This is a genomic window from Fulvivirga aurantia (genome assembly GCF_009711475.1).
GTDB lineage: Bacteria > Bacteroidota > Bacteroidia > Cytophagales > Cyclobacteriaceae > Fulvivirga > Fulvivirga aurantia.
Genome location: NZ_SMMD01000307.1, coordinates 1 through 1,670 on the forward strand (window position 1 = coordinate 1; position 1,670 = coordinate 1,670).

Sequence of the window (1,670 nt, forward strand, 5' to 3'; positions counted from 1 at the left end):
GATAACTCTACACCAGTATGACCGATGAACATCTTAGCCTCAACCTTTAACGGAATTTTATTTTCATCATCAGATATCCATGCTAGTATTGAATCTTCCCCATCAAATAATTCATTATCCGGCATTATTGGCTCTAGCTTTATGGCTCTAAATTTCCCTGCCTTTGTTTTGACTTTTTCTTTCCCTCTGTATTTTACATCGAGCTCATAAAACATGTCTTCAAAAAACCCACTGATGGTAAATATGTCTCCTTTTTTCATTTGTGAAAAATCCATTGTCCGCAGGTACAAAAACCCTGACAACATTTCTCTCACATTATCAGGAGCTCCGTAAAGAATAGGCTCCTTCCACTTTCCGGTTTTTTTATTGATAGTTTTTGTTTCCAATACATCATGCTCGTGATCAAAGCGCACCATTTCGTTTTTTCGATAGTTGCCTTCTTTGATGTTACGATAAGAAATGTGTGGAACCAGTGCTGCTGTATCTACATATGCTCCCCAATGGTCATCTACTCTAGCCACCCAGTCTACCATACCACTGGTTTTGCCATAAACATCTACCTTATAGCAGTCTCTTTTATTGATTTTATATAGCTTGTCACTGATAATCATTTCGCCCTTACCTATCGTAAAAATGCCAAAATTGACTCTATAGGTAAGTTTTTCACCACGAGCGAAACTGCTATAATCAACCTTTGGATACACCGCATCCTTGTCGGCTGTCATAAAAGCTGAAAGTGATAAGAGGAGAAGTATAGATATAAAGCGAATCATTGCTAAAATTTTTATATGTATACCTAACAAAGTAACAAAGTAAGTGCCAAAAAGTAAATTGAGAGCTAAAGAAAAAGGCCTATTTGCTGCGATTTTTGCAAATAGGCCTTTAATAATTGTATAATAAGTCTGTATTTACACAGCTACATTGTTTTCTCTCAAAGCCTGATTAAGTGAGGTCTTCTTATCAGTACTTTCTTTTCTTTTACCAATTATGAGCGCACAAGGTACCTGATACTCTCCTGCTGCAAATTTTTTGGTATAAGACCCTGGAATAACAACAGAGCGATCTGGCACATAACCTTTTCTTTCAACAGCTTCAGGGCCTGTTACATCTATTATTTTAGAACTGGCTGTAAGCACCACATTGGCTCCTAATACAGCTTCTTTACCAATACGCACACCTTCTACAATGATACATCTTGACCCAATAAAGGCATTATCTTCTATAATTACCGGAGCGGCTTGCACAGGCTCTAAAACACCTCCAATACCAACTCCACCGCTTAAGTGTACGTTTTTGCCAATTTGAGCACAACTACCAACAGTGGCCCATGTATCTACCATAGTGCCACTATCTACATAGGCACCAATATTTACATATGAGGGCATCATCACCACACCGGAGTTTACAAAAGAACCATATCTCGCAATTGCGTGAGGAACAACCCTCACTCCTAATTTTTCATAATTACTTTTCAAGCCAATTTTATCGTGAAACTCAAAAGGTCCGACTTCAATCGTTTTCATTTTCATCAAAGGAAAATATAAGATAACAGCCTTCTTAATCCATTCATTTACAACCCAATCATCACCGTTTGGCTCTGCTACTCTTCGCTCGCCACAATCAAGGTCATCTACAATTGTCTTTACCGCTATTTGCACATCTTTCTCCTT

Annotated in this window: 2 protein-coding genes; both read right to left on the bottom strand. The window is 38.0% G+C overall.

Translation table 11 applies throughout. The features are described 5' to 3' along the window. A partial coding sequence (locus E1176_RS01350; protein ID WP_155208783.1) for a DUF3108 domain-containing protein occupies window positions 1–773 on the bottom strand: 773 nt, incomplete at its 3' end. A 135-nt stretch (window positions 774–908) separates the two neighbouring features. Then, a partial coding sequence (locus tag E1176_RS01355; RefSeq protein WP_155208784.1) for a 2,3,4,5-tetrahydropyridine-2,6-dicarboxylate N-succinyltransferase occupies window positions 909–1,670 on the bottom strand: 762 nt, incomplete at its 5' end.